This window comes from Streptomyces sp. NPDC058470 (genome assembly GCF_042721055.1).
Taxonomy (GTDB): Bacteria; Actinomycetota; Actinomycetes; order Streptomycetales; family Streptomycetaceae; genus Streptomyces.
In genome coordinates this window covers 1-21,780 of sequence record NZ_JBHXMF010000048.1, presented here as the reverse complement: position 1 = coordinate 21,780, position 21,780 = coordinate 1, and the positions used below count along the sequence as shown (strand labels likewise).

Genomic DNA, 21,780 nt, shown 5'->3' with positions numbered 1-21,780 from the left:
GACGGTCGTCACGACGGTCGTCGCGACGGAAGCCACCCGAGTTGCCCGAGGGACGCTCGTCACGACGCTCGAAGGAACGGCCACCACGGTCGTCACGACGGTCACGGTTGAAGCCGCCCGAGCTGCCCGAGCCACCGGACGGACGGTCGTCGCGACGGAAGCCGCCGGAGGGACGGTCGTCACGACGGTCGTCGCGACGGAAGCCACCCGAGTTGCCCGAGGGACGGTCGTCACGGCGGAAGCCGCCACGGTCACCGCCACGGTCGCGGTTGAAGCCACCCGAGTTGCCCGAAGGACGCTCGCGGCGCTCGTAGCTGCCACGGTCGTCACGGCGCGGACGCTCCTCGCGCACCGGTGCCGCGGCGACAACCGCCTGCTCCACCACGGCGGCCTCGGCAGCGGCTGCCTCCACGACGAGGGCGGCCTCGGCCAGCGCGACCTCCGGGTCCTCGCCCCGCTCACGCGCGGCACGGACGACCAGGCGGTCGGCCTCGCCACGCAGCTCGGCGGCACGACGCTGCGCGCGCTCCAGCTCCTTCGTGAGGCTCAAGACCTCACGCTCGGCCTGCTGCGCCGCGTTGCCCGCGGACTCGGCCTGGACCTCGGTCATCGAGCGGGCGCCGGTGATCTCGGCGACCTCGGGCTCGAAGGCCGTACCGGAGTTGATGATGTGACGCGCGGCGTCGACGCCCGCGTCCTCCATCAGCCGGAAGATCTGGCGGCGCTGGTGCGGCAGCGAAAGGGATACGACGGTGCCGCTGCGGCCCGCGCGGGCGGTACGGCCGGAGCGGTGCAGGTAGTCCTTGTGGTCACCGGCCGGGTCCACGTTCAGGACCAGGTCGATGCCGTCGACGTGGATGCCGCGGGCGGCGACGTCGGTCGCGACGAGCGCGTTGACGTGGCCCTTCTTGAAGTCCTCGAGGACGCGGGTACGCGCGCCCTGCGTCATGCCGCCGTGCAGTGCGTCCGCCTTCACGCCGGACTCGCAGAGCTGCTCGGCGATGCGGTCGGCGCCCAGCTGGGTGCGGACGAAGATGATCGTGCGGCCCTTGCGGGAGGCGATCGCGGAGGTGACCGGCGCCTTGTCCTTGGGCTTCACGATGAGGATGTGGTGCGACATCGTCGTGACGTTGCCCTGGGCGCTGTCGACCTCGTGCGTGACGGGGTTGCTCAGGTAGCGCTTGACCAGCGTGGAGATCTCGTTCTCCATGGTGGCCGAGAACAGCATGCGCTGGCCGCCGCCCGGGATCTGGTCGAGCAGCTCGGTGACCTCGGGCAGGAAGCCCAGGTCGGACATCTGGTCGGCCTCGTCGAGTACGGCGACCTGGACGTTCTCCAGCGAGCAGGCGCCGCGGTTGATGAGGTCGCGCAGCCGGCCCGGGGTGGCGACGAGGACGTCGACGCCGCGCTCCAGGGCGTACATCTGGTTGCTCATGGACGTACCGCCGCAGACGACCTTCATCTTCAGGCCGAGTACGTCGCCGTACGGCTGAAGCGCGTCCGCGACCTGCATCGCGAGCTCACGCGTCGGCGTGAGGATGATGCCGCGGGGCTTCTTCTTGTCGGTGTGGCCGCCGGACAGCGACGCCAGCAGCGGCAGACCGAACGAGAGGGTCTTGCCGGAGCCGGTGCGGCCGCGGCCGAGGATGTCCTTGCCGGCCAGGGCGTCCGGGATGGTCGCGGCCTGGATCGGGAAGGGGGCGGTCACGCCGTTCTGCGCGAGCTTGCGGACGATTCCGTCGGGGAGACCGAGGGAGCCGAAGGTGATCGCGGGGGTCCCGTTCTCGGTCGCCCCGGTCTCGGTCTCGGCCGCGGTCTCGGTCGCGTTCTCGGCCTCGGTCTCGGAGGTGTCGGACGCCTCGGGCGCCTCGGTCCGCGCGATCTTCTCGGCGGTCTCGGGAGCGGACACGGCGGTGGCCGTGACGATCTCGGGAGCGGACACGACGGTGGCCGTGACGGACTCGGGAGCGGACACGACCGTGGCCGTGACGGACTCGGCCGCCTCGACGATCCGGGCGCCCTCGGTGTCGGCCACGGGGTTCTCGTTGTTCTCGGGCACGACGACGTGATCAGTACTGGAAACAGACATGCGAAATGCGAACCTTCCGGAGTTCTACGGCACGCGCCCAAACTCCGTGAAGTCGCAATCGACCGCCTCTATGCGGTCCGGCCACGGCAAGGGAGAGTACGCGCCACGCGGCGCTCTCTTCATCGGCGCCAGGCATTGGTATCAAACGATCTACTACCATACGCATCACTGCCCCCTGAAGGCAAACCAGGCACATAAGCGCAGGTCAGGGGGGTCCCGCAGTCCCGTCCACGCCGTCTACACCGGCTCCCCGGCCCGAGGCGCCGGCTCCCGTTCCCTCAGCTGTGTGACCTGCTCGTGCGCCGACGACGACGGCTCAGCCGTGCTCGGCTCGACCACCGGCGGCGTCGAAACCGGGGGCGGGGGCGGCTCGGGCGTCGGCTCCGCCGTGGTACGCGTGGGGCTCGGCTCCCCCTTGGTCGGCGCGGGCTCCACCGGCCTGCCGGGCCCGTCCTTCGCCGTGGCCTTGGCGGACGGCTTCGCGCCCGCGGACGGCGACGCGGACGGAGACGCCGACCCGGACGCGGACTCGCCGGGTTTCGGCGAACCACCGTCCTCCTTGGCCCCTTTCGCCCCGTGGAACCCGGTGCCGCCCCCGCTCACCGCCGTGCCCCCGTCGGGCGCCTCCCCACCCTGCTCCCCCGCCGAATGCGAGGGCGCGGGCCGGTCCGCGTCGTCACCCACGCTCATACAGCCGGCTGCCGCGGCGACGGCCATGACCGTGGCGGCCAGACGGACGGGTACGTACAAGGCGCGCACGGGCAGCCACCTCCGATTGGGGTCCCCCCTCTTCGAACGAAGCCGAGAACTCGGGAATGGTTCGGGGAGTCCCCCTGCCCAACTCCCGCCGCCCGCAAGAGGACACGCGCGGTCTTCGAACGACCTGCCGTTACGTGTCGCCGCCACATATCTACGCGTGGCTCTGCATGTCCCTGCCACATGCGTCCACCGCGCGTCCACCTATGGCTCCGCATGTATCCGCCACCGGCACGCTGTCCCTGACAATGGCCTTGTGCTGGAGATGACGCGCGAAACCTTCGAAGAGCTCGTGAGCCAGGCCCTCGACCGGATCCCGCCCGAACTGACCCGGGTGATGGACAACGTCGCCGTGTTCGTCGAGGACGAGCCCGCGGCCGACGATCCCGAGCTGCTGGGTCTCTACGAGGGCACCCCGCTCACGGACCGGGGCGAGTGGTACGCGGGCGTACTCCCCGACCGCATCTCGATCTACATGGGCCCCACCCTGCGGATGTGCCAGACCCCGGACGAGGTCGTCCACGAGGTCGCCGTGACCGTGATCCACGAGATCGCCCACCATTTCGGCATCGACGACGAGCGGCTTCACGAACTGGGCTGGGGCTGAGCCCGCGGCCCACCCCCGCATACCCACCCCCGCACTTGGGCATACGCGACCAATGGCCCGCGTCCTCGCTGCCGTGACCACCGCCCTGCACCGCATACGAAAGCCACGAAGGACCCGAACGAACCGAGGGACCCGAACGAACCGCGTCCGCCGCCCGCGGACGGCACCCCGCGTCCTCGCCCTCACCCGCCGCTACCGCGTCCGCCGCCCCCACCCGGCGTCCGAACTCGTCCACCAGCCCCACCCGTACGCCCGGGTCCTGGGGCTCATGACCGTCGTCCTGTTCGGCGCCTGGCTGGGGCTGCTGATCGTGGGGAACGTGCGCGTGCCGGTCGGCCCCATGGACACCACCATGACGCTGCGGCCCTCCCTCGACGGCGGCACGAAGATCAACATCGCCCCGCTGGGCGCCCTGGAGCTGCGCAGCCACGAGGCCCCGCTGCGCCTCGACGTGGACGTGGACCGGCTCGACCCGGTGCGCTCGCAGGCGCTGGTCGATCATCCGGAGCGGATCTCCGGGCTCCAGGACGAGGTCGCGCGGGATGTGGAGCACGGCACGCTCGATCTGGCCGTACGGTCCTGCGTGGCCGTCGTGTCCGGGGCCACGGCGCTCGGCCTCGCGGTCTACCGCCGGCCCCGCCGCGCCCTCGCGGCGGGCGGCCTGGCTCTCACCCTCCTCGCCGCCTGTGGAGGGACGGCCTTCGCCACCTGGAACCCCCACTCGGTCCTGGAGCCGAAGTACTCCGGGCTGCTCTCCTCCGCACCCTCCCTCGTCGGCAACGCCCGCAGCATCGTCAGCGAATTCGACGTCTACCAGAAGGAGTTGGCGCGCCTGGTGACGAACGTGACGAAGCTGTACGACGCCACCTCCACGCTCCCCGGCTACGAACCGGACCCGACCACCATCCGGGTCCTGCACGTCTCCGACATCCACCTCAACCCGGCGAGCTGGAAGATCATCGCGTCGCTCGTGGAGCAGTACGACATCAATGTGATCGTCGACTCCGGCGACACGATGGATCACGGTACGGCGGCCGAGAACGGCTTCCTGGACCCGATCGCGGACCTGGGGGCGCCGTACGTCTGGGTCCGGGGCAACCACGACTCCCTCATCACCCAGCACTACCTCGAAAAGATCAAGAACGTGCGCGTCCTGGACAAGGGCCGGGCGGTCACGGTCGCGGGCCTGCGTTTCGCGGGCATCGGCGACCCGTCGTTCACCCCTGACCGGGCGGTCGATCCAGGGGGCGCCCAGGCTCAGCGACTGGCGGGCGAACAGCTGGCGTCGGTGCTGCGCGACCAGCGGGTGGCGGGCACGCCCGTCGACATCGCCATCGCCCACGAGCCGGACGCCGCCCGCCGGACGGACGGCGAGGTGCCACTGGTCCTGGCGGGGCATCTGCACCACCAGGAGATGGAGGTCATGAAGGGCGGAACGCGGCTGCGCATCGAGGGGTCGACGGGCGGCAGCGGTCTGCGCGCCCTGGAGGGCAAATACCCCGACCCCATCGAGGCCTCCGTCCTCTACCTCGACCGGGACACCCGTCGGCTCCAGGCCTGGGACGAGATCAAGCTCGGCGGGCTGGGCCTGACGACGGCGGAGGTCAGCCGCCACCTCCCCGAGGAGAACAAGCCTGGCGCCGCGCCCCTGTCCCCCACACCGTCCGAGGAGGGCCCGACCCCGACTCCGTCCGGCGGCGGCTCGGCCCCCGCCCCCTCCGGGGGCACCCCCTGAAACCGTTTTGGCGATACCTCCCGCCATCCCATATGCTTCGGACGTCCCCGACGCGCTGCAAAGCGCCCAGGCGGGCCGATAGCCCTCATCGTCTAGCGGCCTAGGACGCCGCCCTTTCAAGGCGGTAGCACGGGTTCGAATCCCGTTGGGGGCACTTCACAGGTGGTTGTCGGGTTGTGATGTACGTTCATCCTGTTCCGCACCCCTCTGTCGCTTTTTATGCGATCGGCGGCCATCCCGCAGTAGCGGGATGGCCGCCTTTTCGTGCGTGGTGACCTGGAACGTCAAGTCCCAGAACCCACGCTTTGATTCTCTGCGAGCGCTGAGCACCCTGGCGGTCTCAGCGGTGCGGGCGCGTGCCGATGCCCGACACGCGGTGATCCTTCTTCGCGCATGCCGGGCATCGGCTTCCTGGACGGTGTGAGCTCCGCGGTCTAGGCGATCCGCAGGGCTTCGGTGGGCTGCATGCGAGCCGCCCGGAGGGCCGGGAGCAGGCCGGCGATCGCACCGATCACGATGGCCGCGCCGAGTCCGCCTCCCCAGGCGAGCGGCGGAACGATGGTGTCCCAGCCCTTGATGGTGGCGAAGACGGTGGTGGCCGTGAGGCCCAGGGCCACGCCGACCACGCCGCCCAGTGCGGCGAGCATGATCGCCTCGGCCAGGAACTGAAGGCGGATATTCCCCTTGGTGGCGCCGAGTGCGCGCCGGAGACCGATCTCGGAGCGGCGCTCAAGTACGGAGATGACCATGGTGTTGGCGACTCCGATGCCGCCGACGAGCAGGGCCACCGCCCCGAGGCCGAGGAAGAGGCCGTTGAACGCGGACTGGGTCGCCGCTCGGGCCTCAAGAGCGGCCGACGGCTGGGTGACGCTGACCTCATTGGCGTTGGCCGGGTTGGCCGTTCCGGCAAGCACCTTCTGGACGTCGGTGACATGGTCGTTCTGGGCCCGCACATAGATGGTGGTCGGGTAGCCGTCGAAGTCCAGGTACTTCTGCGCGGCCTCGTAGCCGACCAGCACCGAGGAGTCGACCTCGGGGGTCAGGGAGGCAGGCTCAAGGATCCCCACCACGGAGAACCACTGCCCGCCGACCCAGATCCGCGTTCCCTGGTGGATCTGGGCGATACCGAGACGAGTGGCGGCGGCCGAACCGAGCACCACGACGGGCTGTTCGGCGGTGGCTGCGTTGAGGTACCTGCCCTGGGCGACGGACGTCCGTACCGCGGCGGGAAGGTCGAGGCTCGTCGCACTGACGCTGAGACCGTTGGTGTTGGCCTCCGGGATGTACGGATTGCGGTACGCCTTGGCCTCGGTGGCACCGGTAGTCTCCACCGTTTCGACCTGGCTGTTCCGGCCGATCATCGCCGGAGCGATGAGGGGAAGCTTGGCGTTGTCTCCCCCGAGGGTCTGCCCCGGAGTGACCTTCAGCAGGTTGGTGCCCAGCTCGTCGAGCTTGGCCAGCAGGCCGGCCTGGGACGAGGCGGACAGCCCGAGCACCGCCACCATGGCCGCCACGCCGATGGCGATACCCAGCGCCGACAGCGCGGCCCGCATCCGCCTGGTACGCAGCCCGACACTGGCCGTCCTGGCCAGGTCGGACACATGCAGCCCGCCGGGAGAAGGAGCCGTGATGGTCATGGCAACTGCCTTTCGGTGGACAGAGGTTCGTCCGCCGAGCTGACATCGGCGACGATCCGGCCGTCGAGGACTTCGATCCGGCGCGGCAGTTGTGCGGCGAGATCACGGTCGTGCGTAATCACGACGAGGGTGGCGCCCTCGGCATTGAGCTCCTTGAGCAGCTTGAAAATCGCGGCGCCGTTGACGCTGTCGAGGTTGCCGGTGGGCTCGTCGGCCAGCACGATCGCAGGGTTGCCGACCAGCGCTCGGGCGATCGCGACCCGCTGCCGTTCACCTCCGGACAGCTGTGCCGGGCGATGGTCGATCCGATGACCGAGCCCCACCCGCGCCAGCGCCGTGGCCGCGGCCTCCATCCGCTCGGCGTGCCTGACGCCCGAATACAGCATCCCGTCCGCGACGTTCTGCAGAGCCGTGGCGTGTTGAGCGAGAAAGAACTGCTGGAAGATGAATCCGATCCGGGTGGCCCGCAGCCCTGCCAGTGCCCGGTCCGACATCTTGGCGACGTCATCGCCGACGATCTTGACCTTCCCCGAAGTGGGTCGGTCAAGGCTGCCCATCACCTGCAACAGCGTCGACTTGCCCGAGCCCGACGGGCCCACGATCGCGACCAGTTCGCCCCGCCGGATGGTGAAGCTGGCCTTGTCCAGCGCCACCACCGGAGACACCCCCGGGTATATCTTGCTCACCTCTTCCAGCTCCATCACCGGCTCGGCGAGGCGCCTGTCGGCGGCTTCCCTTGTCTCCTCCCTCACCTCTGTCATGTGCCCGGCACCACGACGTTCTGGCCGGCCTGCAGACCGGCACCGGTGACCTCGACGGTGCCCGCCGCGTCGTCGAACAGCCCCGTCTTCACCTGGATCAGACGATGCGTGCCGTCCGCGCTGACAACTTCGACCTCATACCCTCCGCCGGCCCGCGCCAGCAGCGCTTCCACCGGTACGGACAGCACGTCCTTCACCGTCTCGCTCACTATCGACACCTGCACGGGTGCCTGGTCGAGCTGACCGGTCGCCTTCGGGTCCGACGGCTTGATCCGCACGTCGATGGTGGTCTTGCCGTCCGCCTCCGTCGCCACCTTGCCGACCGACGACACCACACCCTCGGTGATCTTGCCGTTGGGCAGCGTGATGCTCACCTTGTCGCCGACTGCCACGTCGGACTGCTGGCTCGCACTCAGCTCGACGGTGACCTGCCGCTTGGTCGAGGAGACCTGCAGGACCGAACTGCCGGGCGCCGCCTTGCCGCCGCGCAGCGCTTCGACCTTGGTGACCCTGACCTCGTCCTGCGGCATGAACACCGCCTGTCCGAGCGACAGTTTCCCGGTCTCCTCAAGGCCCACGTCGTCCTGCAGCTCCATGAGGGCCCAGCGGGTCTGCCGGCTGAAGTAGTCCGAGTCGGGGTCGATCTGGTCCTTGGTGGCGTATCCGAGCTCGACGAGCGCGGCGTTCAGCTGCCGGACGTCAGCGCCCTCCATCCCGCGACTCAGCTCCCGGTAGGCGGGCGTAGCGGCGCCCTTGAGAAGGATCACCGGCTTTCCGTCCACCCAGTAGAGCGCCTCGCCCTGACTGACCGTCTGTCCCACGGCCGGCAGCTTCGTGGCCGTGCCATCGACGTTGTTGATCACGTCGTACGAACCGGCGTAACCCAGCGTCCCGTCCTCCTGGGTCCGCGAGGACAGGGTTCCCTGAGTCACCTTCGCCAGAGAGGTCGAGGAGTCCGTGGCTGTGGTCGCCGACGCCTCGTTGTCCGTCCACTTGTTCATCGGGTCGGTGATGGCGACCCCCGCGCCGCCTACCGCGACCAGGGCCACGACGGCTGCCGCCAACCGTCCGCGGCGTCGGGGCCGGGGACGCCGCTGCGGCGCTTCGGACGGCTCGGCCTGGGTGCCTTCGGTCGGGATCTGTGTCGCGGTCACTGCGGCCCACCCTGCAGGTCACCCGGGAGGTACTGCTGGCAGGCCTCGCTCGCCTTCTTGTACTCGGACGACTCGACGTCGATACCGGACCCCTGCTCCAACAGGCCCTGGTTGGACTGCGGGTCCGGGAACTTCGGCACGCCGTTCTCACGCATGCACTTGGCGTAGTCGAGTTGCTCCTGGGTCGGCGCGTTGTCCCCGTCCCCGCTCCCGCCCCGATTCGGGGCGTAGGTCTTGCACTTGTCGTCCGCCTTCTTGAACGAGTCGGACTTCGGGTCGATTCCCTCGGGCAGGGTGAGACCTCCCCCGGCCTGCGGGTCCGGGAAGTCCGCCACTCCGTTGGTGCGCATGCACTCGGCATAGGCGAGCATCTGCGATGTCTCGCTGCTCTGCGAGGACGTCGCGCTCGCCTTCGCGTCCTTTTCCTCGCCGCCGCAGGCGCCGGCGGCAAGCGCGACGGCCGTCAGCAGGACGGCCATGCTGCCGGTTCGGCGCAGCCGCCTCTTCCGGGCCGTGTTCCGATCTGTCTCATGGCTGACGGTGACTGTCATGGGGCTCCCCTGGCTTTCCATTAATGGCCTCGCTTCCGGCATGTGTCCTTTCTATGGGGGCGGCGGTTTCGCGGGAGTTTCACTCCGCGGAGGCGTCAGTGCGCCCGGTTGAAGAAGAGAGTCCCGCCCTGCGGACGGGGGTCCGGCAGGACGGGACGGATGAGGGGCTGGCGGTGACGGTGACGGTGGCAGTGGCAGTGGCAGTGGCTCTCTATCGCTCCTGCAGCTTCGCGGAAACCTGGCGTCCGATCTCCAGGAGGGGTTGCCCCTGCAGCATGCTGTCGTGATCGGAATTGATCAGCGTGCTCTCGATGCTCCCGTCCACGTAGGGCGTCCAGGTGTCCGGAGCGTCGGCCGCCGGCACGAAGTCCGGGCGCCCCTGCGCCGCGACGAAGAGCAGCAGATCGCCTCGGAAGAGCCGCGGTGTGAAGCTCTCCAGGAGCCGGATGTTGTTCGAGTTGACCTTACGGATCTCCGAGAGCAGCCGGACCTTCGTCGTCGGGTCCTGCCCGGGCCCGGGGCTCGGCTTGTGCGCCTGGAACGGGAAACCGTCGAGACTGACCAGCAGGGCCACCTCCTCGCCCTGGTCCTGGAGGTGGGTCGCCACGGCGTGCGCGACGGTTCCGCCGAACGACCAGCCCAGCAGGTGGTACGGGCCGGTGGCCTGGACGGCCCGGATCTGATCCGCGTAGTCCGCGGCCATGTCCTCCAGCGTCTCCGGGAGCGGCTCATCGACGCCGTACCCGCGTGCCTGGATTCCGTAGACAGGGCGGTCCGACGGAAGTTGCCCGAGGAGTTCCCTGTAGCACCAGCTCAGTCCGGTGCTCGGATGGATGCAGAACAGCGGAGGCTTGTCGCCATCGGCCCGCAGCGGCAGTACGAGACCGAGGTCGTCGGCGCCGGTGCCGCTGCCCAGCAATCGGGCGAGCTCCTCGACGGTCTGTGCGGTGAAGAGCGAGCGGATGGTCACCTCGGCCTCCAGCACCGCCCGGATCCGGGCGATCAGCTGCATCGCCAGCAGGGAGTCACCCCCTCGGTCGAAGAACGACGTGTCGGCGCTCACCGATTCCAGACCGAGCACCTCGGCGAACAGCGCGCACAGCACTTCCTCCACCGGCGTCTGAGGACCGCGGCCCCTGGCCGCTCCCTCGAAGTCGGGGGCGGGCAGCGCGGCCCGGTCGAGCTTGCCGTTCTCGGTGAGCGGCAGCGCGTCCAGCACCATCACCGCGGCCGGGACCATGTGCTCCGGCAGACGGTCACCGACAAAGTCGCGCAGTGCCTGCGTGTCCACCCCATCCGCGCCCTCGACGCCGGGAACGACATAGGCGATCAGCCGCTTGTCGCCCGGCCGGTCCTCCCTGACGACCACCGCGGCCTGCCCGATGCTCTCGTGAGCGGCGATCGCGGCCGCGATCTCGCCGGGCTCGACCCGGAAGCCGCGGATCTTCACCTGCTCGTCCGCACGACCCGCGAACAGCACCTGCCCGTCGGACGTCCAGCGCGCCCGGTCCCCCGTGCGGTACATCCGGGCACCGGAACCGCCGTACGGACAGGCCACGAACCGCTCCGCCGTCAGACCTGAACGGCCCACATAGCCGCGCGCCAACTGCGCACCCGCGACATACAGTTCACCCAGCATGCCCGGGGCGACCGGCTGCAGCGCGTCGTCCAGCACATACAGGCGGGTGTTGGCCAGCGGCCTTCCCACCGGCACGACCCCCGACGCCGCCATCTCCTGTGTCAGACGAGTCGTCGCGACCCCGATCGTCGCCTCGGTCGGACCGTAGTGGTTGAACACGTCGCCCGCGCCGGCCGATGCCAGCAACTGCCCCACCAACTCGGGCGAGGCCGCCTCACCGCCCAGCACCAGCGACTTCGCCGGCACCACCGCACTCGCACCCAGCGCCGCCACGTGCGAGGGCACCGCCTTCAGATGGTCGATCCGATGCTCGGCCAGGTACCGGGACACCGCCACCGGATCAGTGACCGCCTCCTCCGCCAGTACATGCAGCTCACCACCCGAGGCCAGACTCGCGAACACCATCGTGTTCCCCAGATCCGTGGCCTGCGCCTGCAACACCGCATACCGGCCACCCGAGGAGCCGAACCCGAGCCGTTCCCGCACCGCCGAGACATAGTTGGCCAGCGCTCCGTGCGTGACGGCGACACCCTTCGGCCGCCCGGTGGACCCCGACGTGTAGATCACATACGCCAGCCGGCCCGGCTCCAGAACCCTGTTCAGCCGCTCCGGGGACTCGGCCGCGATCGCCTCCGCGGCCTCATCCAGCGGTATGAGAAGAGCCGCACCGACCGGCGCTTCCTCCAGCGCTTCGGCAGTGCCCAGTACCACCGCCGCACGGCTGTTGGCCACCATGTAGGCGAGGCGGTCCTCGGGGTACTCCGGGTCCAGCGGCAGATACGCGCCGCCCGCCTTCCACACCGCCAGCAGGGCCACGATCATGTCGGCTCCCCGGGGCAGGAACAGACCGACCATGGTCTCCCGGCCGACGCCGATGCCCGTCAGATACCGGGCCAGCCGGTTCGCGCGCGCGTCCAGCTCCGCGTACGACAGCACCTCGGAACCACTGCGCACCGCGGGGGCGTCCGGTGTCTCGTCCGCCCAGGCCTGGACGAGATCCACCAGCGTCCCCGGGCGGACCGGCTGAGCCGTGTCGTTCCACTCCGCCACGACCCGGGAGCGCTCGGCCTCCTCCAGGACATCGATCCCGCTGACCCGCGCAGTCGGGTCTGCCGCGACCTGCTCCAGTATTCGAACCAGCCGGCCCGCCAGCGCCAGGGCGGTGTCCTGGTCGAACAGATCCGTCGCGTAGAGGATGTCACCGCCCATCCCTGACGGCTGGCCCTCGGCATCGCGGTGCTCCAACACGGTCACCAGGAGGTCGAACCGGGCCGCCCGATCCGACGGGTCCGGCAGGGGACTGACCTGAAGCCCCGGCCGGTCCCAGAGCTGTCCGCCGTCCTCTCCCCAGGCGGCGGCGCTCTGCACTGCCAGAGAGATCTGGAACAGCGGGTTGCGGCCCAGGGACCGGAACGGATTGAGATCGTCGACGAGACGTTCGAACGGCACATCCTGATGGGTGTAGGCGGCCAGGTCGGTCTCGCGCACGCGGGCCAGCAGCTCGGTGAACGACGGATCCTCGCTCAAGTCCGTTCGCAGCACCAGGGTGTTGACGAATGACCCGGCCAGCTCGTGCAGTGCGGCGTCACTGCGGCCGGCGACCACGGTGCCGATGGGAATGTCGTTTCCCGCGCCTATGCGCGAGAACAGCACCGCCAACGCGGCGTGAACGAGCATGAACGTGGTCGCGTTGCCCTGCTGAGCGACCTCGACCAGCCGGGCGTGAACCTGCGGATCGACGTGCAGTGGAACACTGTCGCCCCGGAACGAAGACCTCGCCGGACGCGGTCGGTCCGTCGGCAGTTCCAGCTCCTGCGGCGCACCGGCCAGGTTCTCGCGCCAGTAACCCACCTGCTCACTGATCAGGCTGTCGGGGTCGTCGAGGTCGCCGAGGACCTCGCGCTGCCACAGTGCATAGTCGACGTACTGCACCGGCAAGGGTTCCCAACCTGGCGCCCGGCCCTCGCACCGCGCCGCGTAGGCCATCTCGATGTCGTGTGTGATCACGCCCATCGACCAGCCGTCCGAGGCGATGTGATGCACCACGACCAGCAGCACGTACTCCGACGGACCCGTCACCAACAGCCAGGCCCGCCACGGCAGATCGACGCTCAGGTCGAAGCCGCGGCCCGCGTGTTCGGCGACGACCTCACCGAGCTGGCCCTCGGTGGTCTCGACCACCACGAGCGGCGGACGTCCGGCCGCCCCCTCAAGTATCTGCTGGCGGGGAACTCCATCGGTGTCGGGGAAGATCGTCCGCAGGCTCTCGTGCCGGTCCGCCAGATCACCCAGCGCGGCCTCCAACGCCGCCACATCCAGCTCACCGGACATCCGCAGCGCCAACGGCATGTTGTAACCCGCGCCCTCACCGACTCCCTCCAGCCGGTTCAGGAACCGCATCCGCTGCTGCGCGTACGACAACGGCAGCACCTCGGGCCGCTCCTGCCGCGTCAGAGCCCTCTGTACGTCACCACGCTCGCTGTCGATCAGCCGGGCCAGGCCGGCGACCGTCGGCGAGGTGAACAGCTCCCGGATGCCCACCTCGGCGTTCAGGGCGGACCGGATCCGGGCGATCAGCCGCATCGCCAGCAGCGAGTCACCACCGACGTCGAAGAACGAGGACTCCGCTCCCACCGATTCCAGACCGAGCACATCGGCGAAGAGCGCGCACAGCTCTGCTTCGACCGGTGTCGCGGGCCCACGGCCGTCGGCCACTCCCGCGAAGTCGGGAGAAGGCAGGGCGGCCCGGTCGAGCTTGCCGTTGACGGTGACCGGCAGCGACTCCAGCACCATCACCACCGGCACCATGTACTCCGGCAGCCGTGCTCCGGCGAACTCCCGCAGCGTCGTCACCTCGACCGCACGGCCGACGAGGGGGACCACGTAGCCCACCAGACGCCTGTCCCCCGGGCGGTCCTCGCGGACCACCACCGCCACCTGACCCACACTCTCGTGCCCGGCGAGTACCGTCTCGATCTCGCCCAGCTCGATCCGGAACCCACGGATCTTCACCTGCTCATCCGTGCGCCCCGCGAAGACCAGCTCGCCCTCTTCCGTCCAGCGGACCAGGTCACCGGTTCGGTACATCCGCTCACCCGAAGCGGCATACGGGGATGCCACGAACCGCTCCGCCGTCAACCCGGGCCGCCCGAGGTACCCACGGGCCAGGCCCGGCCCCGCCACATACAGCTCACCCGTCACGCCGACCGGAACCGGCTTCAGATACTCGTCGAGCACATAGAGTCGCGTGTTGTCGATCGGGCGGCCGATCGGCACCGGCCCGTCGCCGACGTGGGTCAGCGGCTCACTCATCGACGCGCAGACCGTGACCTCGGTCGGACCGTACGCATTGATGAGCCGACGGTCCGACCAGCGCTCCACGAGCGACGGCGGGCATGCCTCACCCGCGACCACGAGCGTTTCCACGCACTCGGGCAGACTCTCCACCGTCGCCAGCACCGAGGGCGGAACCGTCAGATGAGTGACGCCGAACTGACCCGCCACCTCATCCAGCGATCCCAGCGGCGGCAGTCTGTCCGCGCCGGCCATCACCAGCGATGCCCCGGACAGTAGCGCCATGATCAGTTCCCAGACCGCGGCGTCGAAACTCAGCGACGACAGCTGCAGGATCCGGGAGTCGGGAGTCACGCCGAGCCGGTCGATCTGGGTGGCCGCGAGGTTGCCGATGCCTTGGTGTGTGACCACCACACCCTTCGGCCGCCCCGTCGACCCCGACGTATAGATCACATACGCCGGATCTGTCACCCGGCCGCCCATGACCAGAGCCTCGGACGGCCGGGCCCGCACAGCGGCGACCACATCGGGAGCATCGAAAACCAGCCGAGCTGTCCCGGAAGGCACCACCGACTCGGTCCCGGACGTGCACACCACCAAGGCCGGAGCCGAGTCCTCCAGCATGAACGTGATCCGGTCCGCCGGATACGCCGGGTCCACCGGGACGAATCCAGCGCCTGCCTTCACCACACCCAGCAGCACGGCCACCAGATCCGCCGACCGCTCCATCGCCACACCGACCAGATCGCCCCGGCCGACACCACGAGCGGTCAACTCACCCGCAACCCGGTTCGCCGCCGCGTCCAACTCGGCATACGACCACTCCCGCTCCGCCCCCACCACGGCGACGGCCTCCGGTGAACGGCGCACCTGGGCCTCGAACAACTCCGGCAGCGTGCCGGAGGGAACCGTACGAGCGGTGGCATTCCACTCAGCTACGACCCGGGCCCGCTCGTCTTCGCCCAGCACGTCGATGTCGCTGAGCCGGACCCCGGGGTTGGAGGCGATCTGCTCCAGCACCAGGACCAGACGATCGGACAGCGCTTCGACCGTCTGCTCGTCGAACAGGTCGGTCGCGTGCACGAGCATGCCGGTGATCCCGGCGGGACTCCCCTCTCCGTCGCGGAGTTCGGACAGGTCCACCGACAGATCGACGCGAGCCGTGGCCGCGTCCGACTCGGGCAGCAGCGGACGGACCCGCAGGCCCGCGGTGTCCGGGAGCCGCTGGTCACCCTGGGGAGCACCCTGGAGTGTCAGGGACACCTGGAAGAGTGGGTTGCGGGACAGCGACCGGGCCGGACTGAGCGCTTCGACCAGGCGCTCGAACGGCACATCCTGGTGCGCGTAGGCGGCCAGGTCGGTCTCCCGAACCCGCGCCAGCAGCTCGGTGAACGACGGATCCTCACTCAAGTCCGTACGCAGCACCAGGGTGTTGACGAAGAATCCGGTGAGCTCGTCCAGTGCCGCGTCGCCGCGGCCCGCCGTCGCCGTTCCGATCGGGATGTCGTTGCCGGCGCCCATGCGCGAGAGCAGGACCGCAACCGCGGCATGCATGACCATGAACATGGTCGCCTTGCCCCGCTGTGCGACCCCTACCAGCCGGTGGTGAAGCCGCGGTGCCACCCACACGGGAACGGCACGGCCCTCGAACGAGGACACGGCAGGACGCGGCCGGTCGGTCGGAAGCAGCAGCTCCTCGGGCGCTCCGGCCAAGGTCCGCCGCCAGTAGTCGATCTGACGATTGATCAGGCTGTCGGGGTCGTCGAGGTCGCCCAGGACCTCGCGCTGCCACAGCGCATAGTCGGCATACTGCACAGGCAAGGGTTCCCAACCTGGCGCCCGGCCCTCACACCGCGCCGCGTACGCGGTCGTGATGTCGTGCGTCATCACGCCCATCGACCAGCCGTCCGAGGCGATGTGATGCACCACGATCAGCAGCGCGAACTCGGACGGGCCTGTCACCAGGAGCCGCACGCGCCAGGGCAGATCGACGCTCAGGTCGAAGCCATGGCCCATGTGCTCGGCGACGACCTCACCGAGCTGGCCCTCGGTGGTCTCGACCACCACGAGCGGCGGACGTCCGGCCGCCCCCTCAAGTATCTGCTGGCGGGGAACTCCATCCGTGTCGGGGAAGATCGTCCGCAGGCTCTCGTGCCGGTCCGCCAGATCACCCAGCGCGGCCTCCAGCGCCACCGCATCCACCTCACCCGACAGGCGCAGCGCCAACGGCATGCTGTAGCCCGCGCCCTCACCGACCCCCTCCAGCCGGTTCAGGAACCACATACGCTGCTGCGCGAACGACAACGGCAGCACCTCCGGCCGGGGCTGCGGCACCAAAGCGATACGAGTCTCACCGTCGGCGTCGGCGATCAGACGCGCCACTCCCGCCACCGTCGGTGCGCTGAACAGCTCCCGGATGCTGAGTTCGGTCTCCACCACCGCACGGATCCGGGCGATCAACCGCATCGCCAGCAGCGAATCACCACCCAGATCGAAGAACGAAACCTCCGCCCCCACCGACTCCACACCCAGCACCTCACCGAACAGCCCGCACAACACCTCCTCCATCGGAGTAGCAGGACCACGACCACCAGCAAATCCCGACACCTCCGGTGCCGGCAGCGCGGCCCGGTCCAGCTTGTCGTTCACCGTCAACGGCAGAGCATCCAGCACCACGAAGGCCGCCGGCACCATGTACTCCGGCAGCGCCTCAGCAACGTACTCCCGCAGGGAACCAAGACCCCCGCCGGCCCTTGCGACCACATACGCGACCAGCCGCTTGTCCCCCGGCCGGTCCTCCCGCACCACCACAGCCGCCTGACCGACCATCTCGTGCGCGGCAAGCACCGCCTCGACCTCACCCGGCTCCACCCGGAACCCACGGATCTTCACCTGCTCATCCGCACGCCCCACAAACGACAACTGGCCGTCGGCGGTCCACGCGGCCAGATCACCCGAGCGATACATCCGCTCACCCTCACCGAACGGACACGGCACAAACCGCTCCGCCGTCAGATCCGCACGCCCCACATACCCACGCGCCAGACCCGGACCCGCCACATACAACTCACCCACCACACCCACCGGAACCGGCTGCAGGAAGCCGTCCAGTAGATAGATCCGCGAATTACCGATCGGGCGGCCGATCGACGGGGGCTGGTCCTCCGCCCTGATGCTCTGCTCGACGAGACCGGCCGTGGTGATCACCGTCACCTCGGTCGGACCGTAGGCATTCCACACCCGCGCCCCAGGCGTCCACCGGCTCACCAAGTCCGCGTTCACCCGCTCAGAACCCACGATCCAGTTGCCCACACCGGGAACAGACGCCGGATCCAGCACCGCCAGCAGCGACGGGACGACGCTGGCCACACTCACCCCGGCGGAACGGATCATCTCCGCCAGCGCCTCAGGATCCGTCCGCTCCTCACCCGACGCGATCGCCAACGTCCCGCCCGCCGCCAACGTGACCACCACATCCAGCACCGCCGCATCAAAACTGAACGACGCAAACTGCAACGCCACCACACCCACACCCACACCCAGCACCGGCCGCATCACCTCAGCCAGATTCACCACACCCCGATGCGCAACCGCCACACCCTTGGGACGCCCCGTCGACCCCGACGTATAGATGACATACGCAAGCTGCCCAGGCTCCACCACCGTCTCCAACGGCACCCCGGAACCAGCCGCAATCACATCCTGCGCCTCATCCAGCAACACAACACGCACCCCATCGAGGGGCACCCCTGCCAGCGTGCCCGTCGTACCCAGCACTACCGCCGCACCACTGTCCGAGACCATGAACCCCAGGCGGTCCGCCGGATACTCCGGATCCAACGGCACATACGCACCCCCCGCCTTCCACACCGCCAACAACGCCACCACCATGTCCACCCCACGCGGCAGACACAGACCCACCACACTCTCCCGGCCCACCCCCACACCCGTCAGATACCGCGCCAACCGATCCGCACGACCATCCAACTCCCCATACGACAACACCTCACCACCACACCGCACCGCCACCACACCCGGAGTACGCACCACACACGCCCCGAAAAGATCCAGGAAAGTACCCTCCGACACCGGCCGAACCGTGTCATTCCACTCAGCCACCACACGCGACCGCTCGACCTGATTCAGCACATCAATCTCACTCACCCGCACCTGCGGATCAGCCGCCATCTGCTCCAAAATCCGAACAAGCCGATCAAGCAGCGCGCGGGCGTTGTCGTCGTCGAAAGTGTCCAACCGGTGGCTCAGCCGGAACTTCAGGCCGCCCATCGGGCCCACGACCAGCGACAGCGGGAAGTTGGTGGTTTCCCGGAAGCCGGCATCGCTGTGTATCAAGCCACCCGGCCCTGTCGGTTTCTCCTCTTCGTCCGGCGGCTGCTGTCCGTTCACGCCTGCGGGGAAGTTCTCGAACGCCATCAGCGTGTCGAACCGGGCACCGGGTCCGGCCAGGCGCTGGATGTCACTCAGGCTCAGGTACTGGTGGTCCATCAGCACTGTCTGCTGCGCCTGCAGCTCCCTCAGCATCCCGGCGACCGTCTGCGCCGGATCGAACTCCACACGTACCGGAACAGTGTTGATGAACAGACCCAGCATGTTGTCCGCGCCCGGCAGATCCATCGGACGCCCGGCCACGCTCGCACCGAAGACCACATCCCGACGCCCCGTCAGCTTGCCCACCAGCAAAGCCCAGGCCGCCTGCACCACCGTGTTCAACGTCAGACCATGCACACGGGTCAGCTCGGCCAGCGCCTCATCCAGTGCCGGGCTCGCCTGGCCGTTCACCGTGCTTGAAGGTCCGGGTGTCGCGTCGCGCAGGTTCGGCGCGACCAAGGTCGGCTCATGCGCTCCCGCCAGGGCCCGCCGCCACGACTCCCGTGCGGCTTCCTTGTCCTGACGCGCCAGCCAGGAGAGGTACTCCCGGTACGGGGTCACCGCGGGCAGCCCACTCGTGCCGCCACCCTCCCCGTAGGCAGTCCACAGCTCCTGCATCAGGATCGGCAGCGACCAGCCGTCCAGCAGGATGTGATGCAGCGTCACCGACATCCGATACCGGTCCGCGCCCACCTTGGCCACCAGCACCTTCAACAACGGCGGCACCGCCATGTCAAAGCCCTGAGCCTGCTCCTCAGCACCGACCCGCTCGGCCTCGGCCAACGCCGCGTCCTCGGCCAGACCGGACAGATCCACCTCCCGCCAGGGGAGCGTGACCCTCCGCCTGACCAGCTGGACCGGGTCTCCCAAGCTGCGCCGCTGGAAGCCGGCCCGCAGGCTCTCGTGCCGGTCGAGCATGGCCTGCCAGGACGCCCGTAACACCACTGTGTCGAGCTTGCCCTGCAGGCCTATGCTGATCTGCTCCACATATACGTCCGTGCCCTTCTCGTCGTACACCGCGTGGAAGAGCATGCCTTCCTGCAGCGGTGACAGCGGCCAGACGCCGACCAGCGCGGAGTCGTTCATGTCATGCCCCCTCATCGATCTGCTGTGCCATGGCTTCGAACTCGTCCAGCTCGTCCTGACTGATATCCACCAACGGGAAGTCCGAGGGGGTATAGCCACCGCTGCCGGAATCAGAGGTGTGGGTGACCAGGCCGGTCAGCATGGCCGCCCAGTTGTCGAGCAGGGCCTGGATCGTCGTCTCCTCCAGTAGCTCGCCGGGCCAGGCGATGCCCAGCGAGAGCTCAGGGCCATCGAGCTGGTCGTGGGCGATCGCGATGACCTCCAGGGCATGCATGGCAGGGACTTCTGTGTCAGTGCCGCCTGCGCTTTCACCCGATGGCTGCCAGGCCTGCAACCGGTCGGGCTGCGCGCCCGCCTGGTCGGCCCGCTTCGGTGCCTGGACCCGTCCCAGGTAGTTGAAGCCGATCTGGGCCGTCGGGAGCACTGCGAGTTCCGGCGCGGTCTCAGGGTTGAGGTAACGGAGCATGCCGTACCCCAGACCGTCGCCCGGCACCGCCCGCAACTGCTCCTTGACCCGCTTCACAGCCCCGCCCGCAGCCGGGCCGCCCGCCCTCAGGACAGCAAAGTCGGTGGTCCCTGGGTCGAGCCGTACGGGATATGTACTGGTGAACCAGCCCACGGTGCGGGACAGATCGTCGCTGTTGCTCAGCGGGACACGGCCGTGGCTCTCCACATCGACCAGGAACCCGCCGGCCGTATTCTGGCCCTGCTTGCGCCGCCATTCGGCGATCGCCGCGGTCAGCCCTGTCAGCAGTACGTCGTCGATCCCGGCGTGGAACGCGGTCGGAACGGTGGTCAGCAGAGCCGAGGCGATCTCGACGGGAACCTTCACCGACAGAAAGCTCATCGTGGCTTCGGTGTCCCGCTCGCGGTCCACGGGCCGTGAGGTGAGCACCGGGTCCGGGCCCTTGAGCAACTCGGTCCACTGCGGCAGCTCAGCCCGTGTCTCCTCGCTGTCAGCCTGTACGGCCAGTTCACGGGCCCAGTGCCGGAACGACGTCGGAACCGACTGCAGAGCCGTTTCCCTGCCGACGGCGAGGGCCACGTAGGCTTCCGCGAGGTCCGGGGGCAGGAGCCGCCAGGAGACACCGTCCACCACCAAGTGGTTGACGACCATCATGATGCGTCCGGCGGTGTCCGGTCCGGCGTCGAACCACACCACCTGAAGCATCACACCGGCCTGCGGATCCAGCCTGCCGATGGCCGCTTCCGTGTGCTCGCCGAACAGACGGCGCCGTTCATCGTCGCCCTCCACCCCGATCGCGTCGACCCGGCGTACCCACGACTCGACCGAGACCGTCTCCGGCACGACCAGCCGCCACACCTCACCGGCCTCCTCCAACCGTGCCCGCAGTGCGTCGTGGTGATCCACCAGTGCCTGCACCGCATCGGTCAGGACCGCAAAGTCCAGGCCCGCCGGAGCCACCAGCATCTGGGACTGGTTGGACTGGTTCACCTTGTCCAGGCCCGCTCGCTCGATCAGCTCGTGCATGACCGGGGTCAACGGCACTTCACCGACTCCGGAATCGCCTCCGCCGACCGCGACGCCGTCAGCCAGTTGATCAGCGACAGCTGCCAACGCCTCAGGAGTCTGGTGCTCGAACACCTGGCGGGCGGTGATCACCAGGCCCGCCTTCCGGGCACCCGACACCAACAGCATCGACATGATCGAGTCACCACCGAGCTCGAAGAACGAGTCCTCGACCCCCACCCCCTCCAAGCCGAGCGTGTCCGCGAACAACCCGCACAGCAGTTCCTCGACGGGCGTCTGGGGCCCTCGACCCACACCCACCGCGAGCTCAGGCGCGGGCAGCGCGGACCGGTCCAGCTTGCCGTTCACCGTCAACGGCAGAGCATCCAGCACCACGAAAGCCGTAGGGACCATGTACTCCGGCAACCGGGCACCCGCGAACTCCCGCAGCACCGCCGGCTCGAAGCCCTCCCCACCCGGGACGACATAAGCGACCAGCCGCTTGTCCCCCGGCCGGTCCTCACGCACCACCACAGCCGCCCGACCGACCATCTCGTGCGCGGCAAGCACCGCCTCGACCTCACCCGGCTCCACCCGGAACCCACGGATCT

The 21,780-nt window shown here is 69.0% G+C and carries 10 protein-coding genes and 1 tRNA gene; 3 read left to right on the top strand and 8 right to left on the bottom strand.

Annotated features, from left to right (window positions below; genetic code table 11):
- Both ACFWP7_RS30290 and ACFWP7_RS30285 read right to left on the bottom strand, forming a co-directional pair.
- On the bottom strand, nt 1-2,089 hold a 2,089-nt coding region (locus ACFWP7_RS30290), incomplete at its 3' end, for a DEAD/DEAH box helicase (RefSeq protein ID WP_384387766.1).
- A gap of 237 nt (nt 2,090-2,326) precedes the next feature.
- Complete coding sequence (locus tag ACFWP7_RS30285) at nt 2,327-2,848, bottom strand: hypothetical protein (protein ID WP_384387676.1); 522 nt, start codon at nt 2,846-2,848, stop codon at nt 2,327-2,329.
- Nucleotides 2,849-3,101: 253 nt separating this feature from the next.
- On the opposite strand from ACFWP7_RS30285, the gene ACFWP7_RS30280 reads away from it, so the two are divergent.
- From ACFWP7_RS30280 to ACFWP7_RS30270, 3 genes are all read left to right on the top strand, one after another.
- Nucleotides 3,102-3,452 (top strand): metallopeptidase family protein, encoded by a 351-nt coding sequence (locus ACFWP7_RS30280; protein WP_384387674.1) that lies wholly within the window; start codon nt 3,102-3,104, stop codon nt 3,450-3,452.
- A gap of 52 nt (nt 3,453-3,504) precedes the next feature.
- Nucleotides 3,505-5,187 (top strand): metallophosphoesterase, encoded by a 1,683-nt coding sequence (locus ACFWP7_RS30275; RefSeq protein WP_384387671.1) that lies wholly within the window; start codon nt 3,505-3,507, stop codon nt 5,185-5,187.
- 81 nt (nt 5,188-5,268) lie between these two features.
- Nucleotides 5,269-5,341 (top strand) — tRNA-Glu (locus tag ACFWP7_RS30270).
- A gap of 280 nt (nt 5,342-5,621) precedes the next feature.
- On the opposite strand, the gene ACFWP7_RS30265 is transcribed toward ACFWP7_RS30270, so the two are convergent.
- The 6 genes from ACFWP7_RS30265 to ACFWP7_RS30240 all read right to left on the bottom strand — a co-directional run.
- Nucleotides 5,622-6,824: an ABC transporter permease gene (locus ACFWP7_RS30265; RefSeq protein ID WP_384387668.1), complete on the bottom strand. Its 1,203-nt coding sequence runs from the start codon at nt 6,822-6,824 to the stop codon at nt 5,622-5,624.
- Complete coding sequence (locus ACFWP7_RS30260) at nt 6,821-7,525, bottom strand: ABC transporter ATP-binding protein (RefSeq protein WP_384387666.1); 705 nt, start codon at nt 7,523-7,525, stop codon at nt 6,821-6,823. The genes ACFWP7_RS30265 and ACFWP7_RS30260 overlap by 4 nt, the downstream gene beginning before the upstream one ends.
- Before the next feature lie 56 nt (nt 7,526-7,581).
- Nucleotides 7,582-8,739: an efflux RND transporter periplasmic adaptor subunit gene (locus ACFWP7_RS30255; RefSeq protein ID WP_384387664.1), complete on the bottom strand. Its 1,158-nt coding sequence runs from the start codon at nt 8,737-8,739 to the stop codon at nt 7,582-7,584.
- On the bottom strand, nt 8,736-9,290 hold the full coding sequence (locus ACFWP7_RS30250) for a hypothetical protein (RefSeq protein ID WP_384387661.1): 555 nt from the start codon (nt 9,288-9,290) through the stop codon (nt 8,736-8,738). The genes ACFWP7_RS30255 and ACFWP7_RS30250 overlap by 4 nt, the downstream gene beginning before the upstream one ends.
- 211 nt (nt 9,291-9,501) lie before the next feature.
- Nucleotides 9,502-19,698 (bottom strand): amino acid adenylation domain-containing protein, encoded by a 10,197-nt coding sequence (locus tag ACFWP7_RS30245; RefSeq protein ID WP_384387658.1) that lies wholly within the window; start codon nt 19,696-19,698, stop codon nt 9,502-9,504.
- Between the two features lies 1 nt (nt 19,699).
- On the bottom strand, nt 19,700-21,780 hold a 2,081-nt coding region (locus tag ACFWP7_RS30240), incomplete at its 5' end, for a condensation domain-containing protein (protein WP_384387655.1).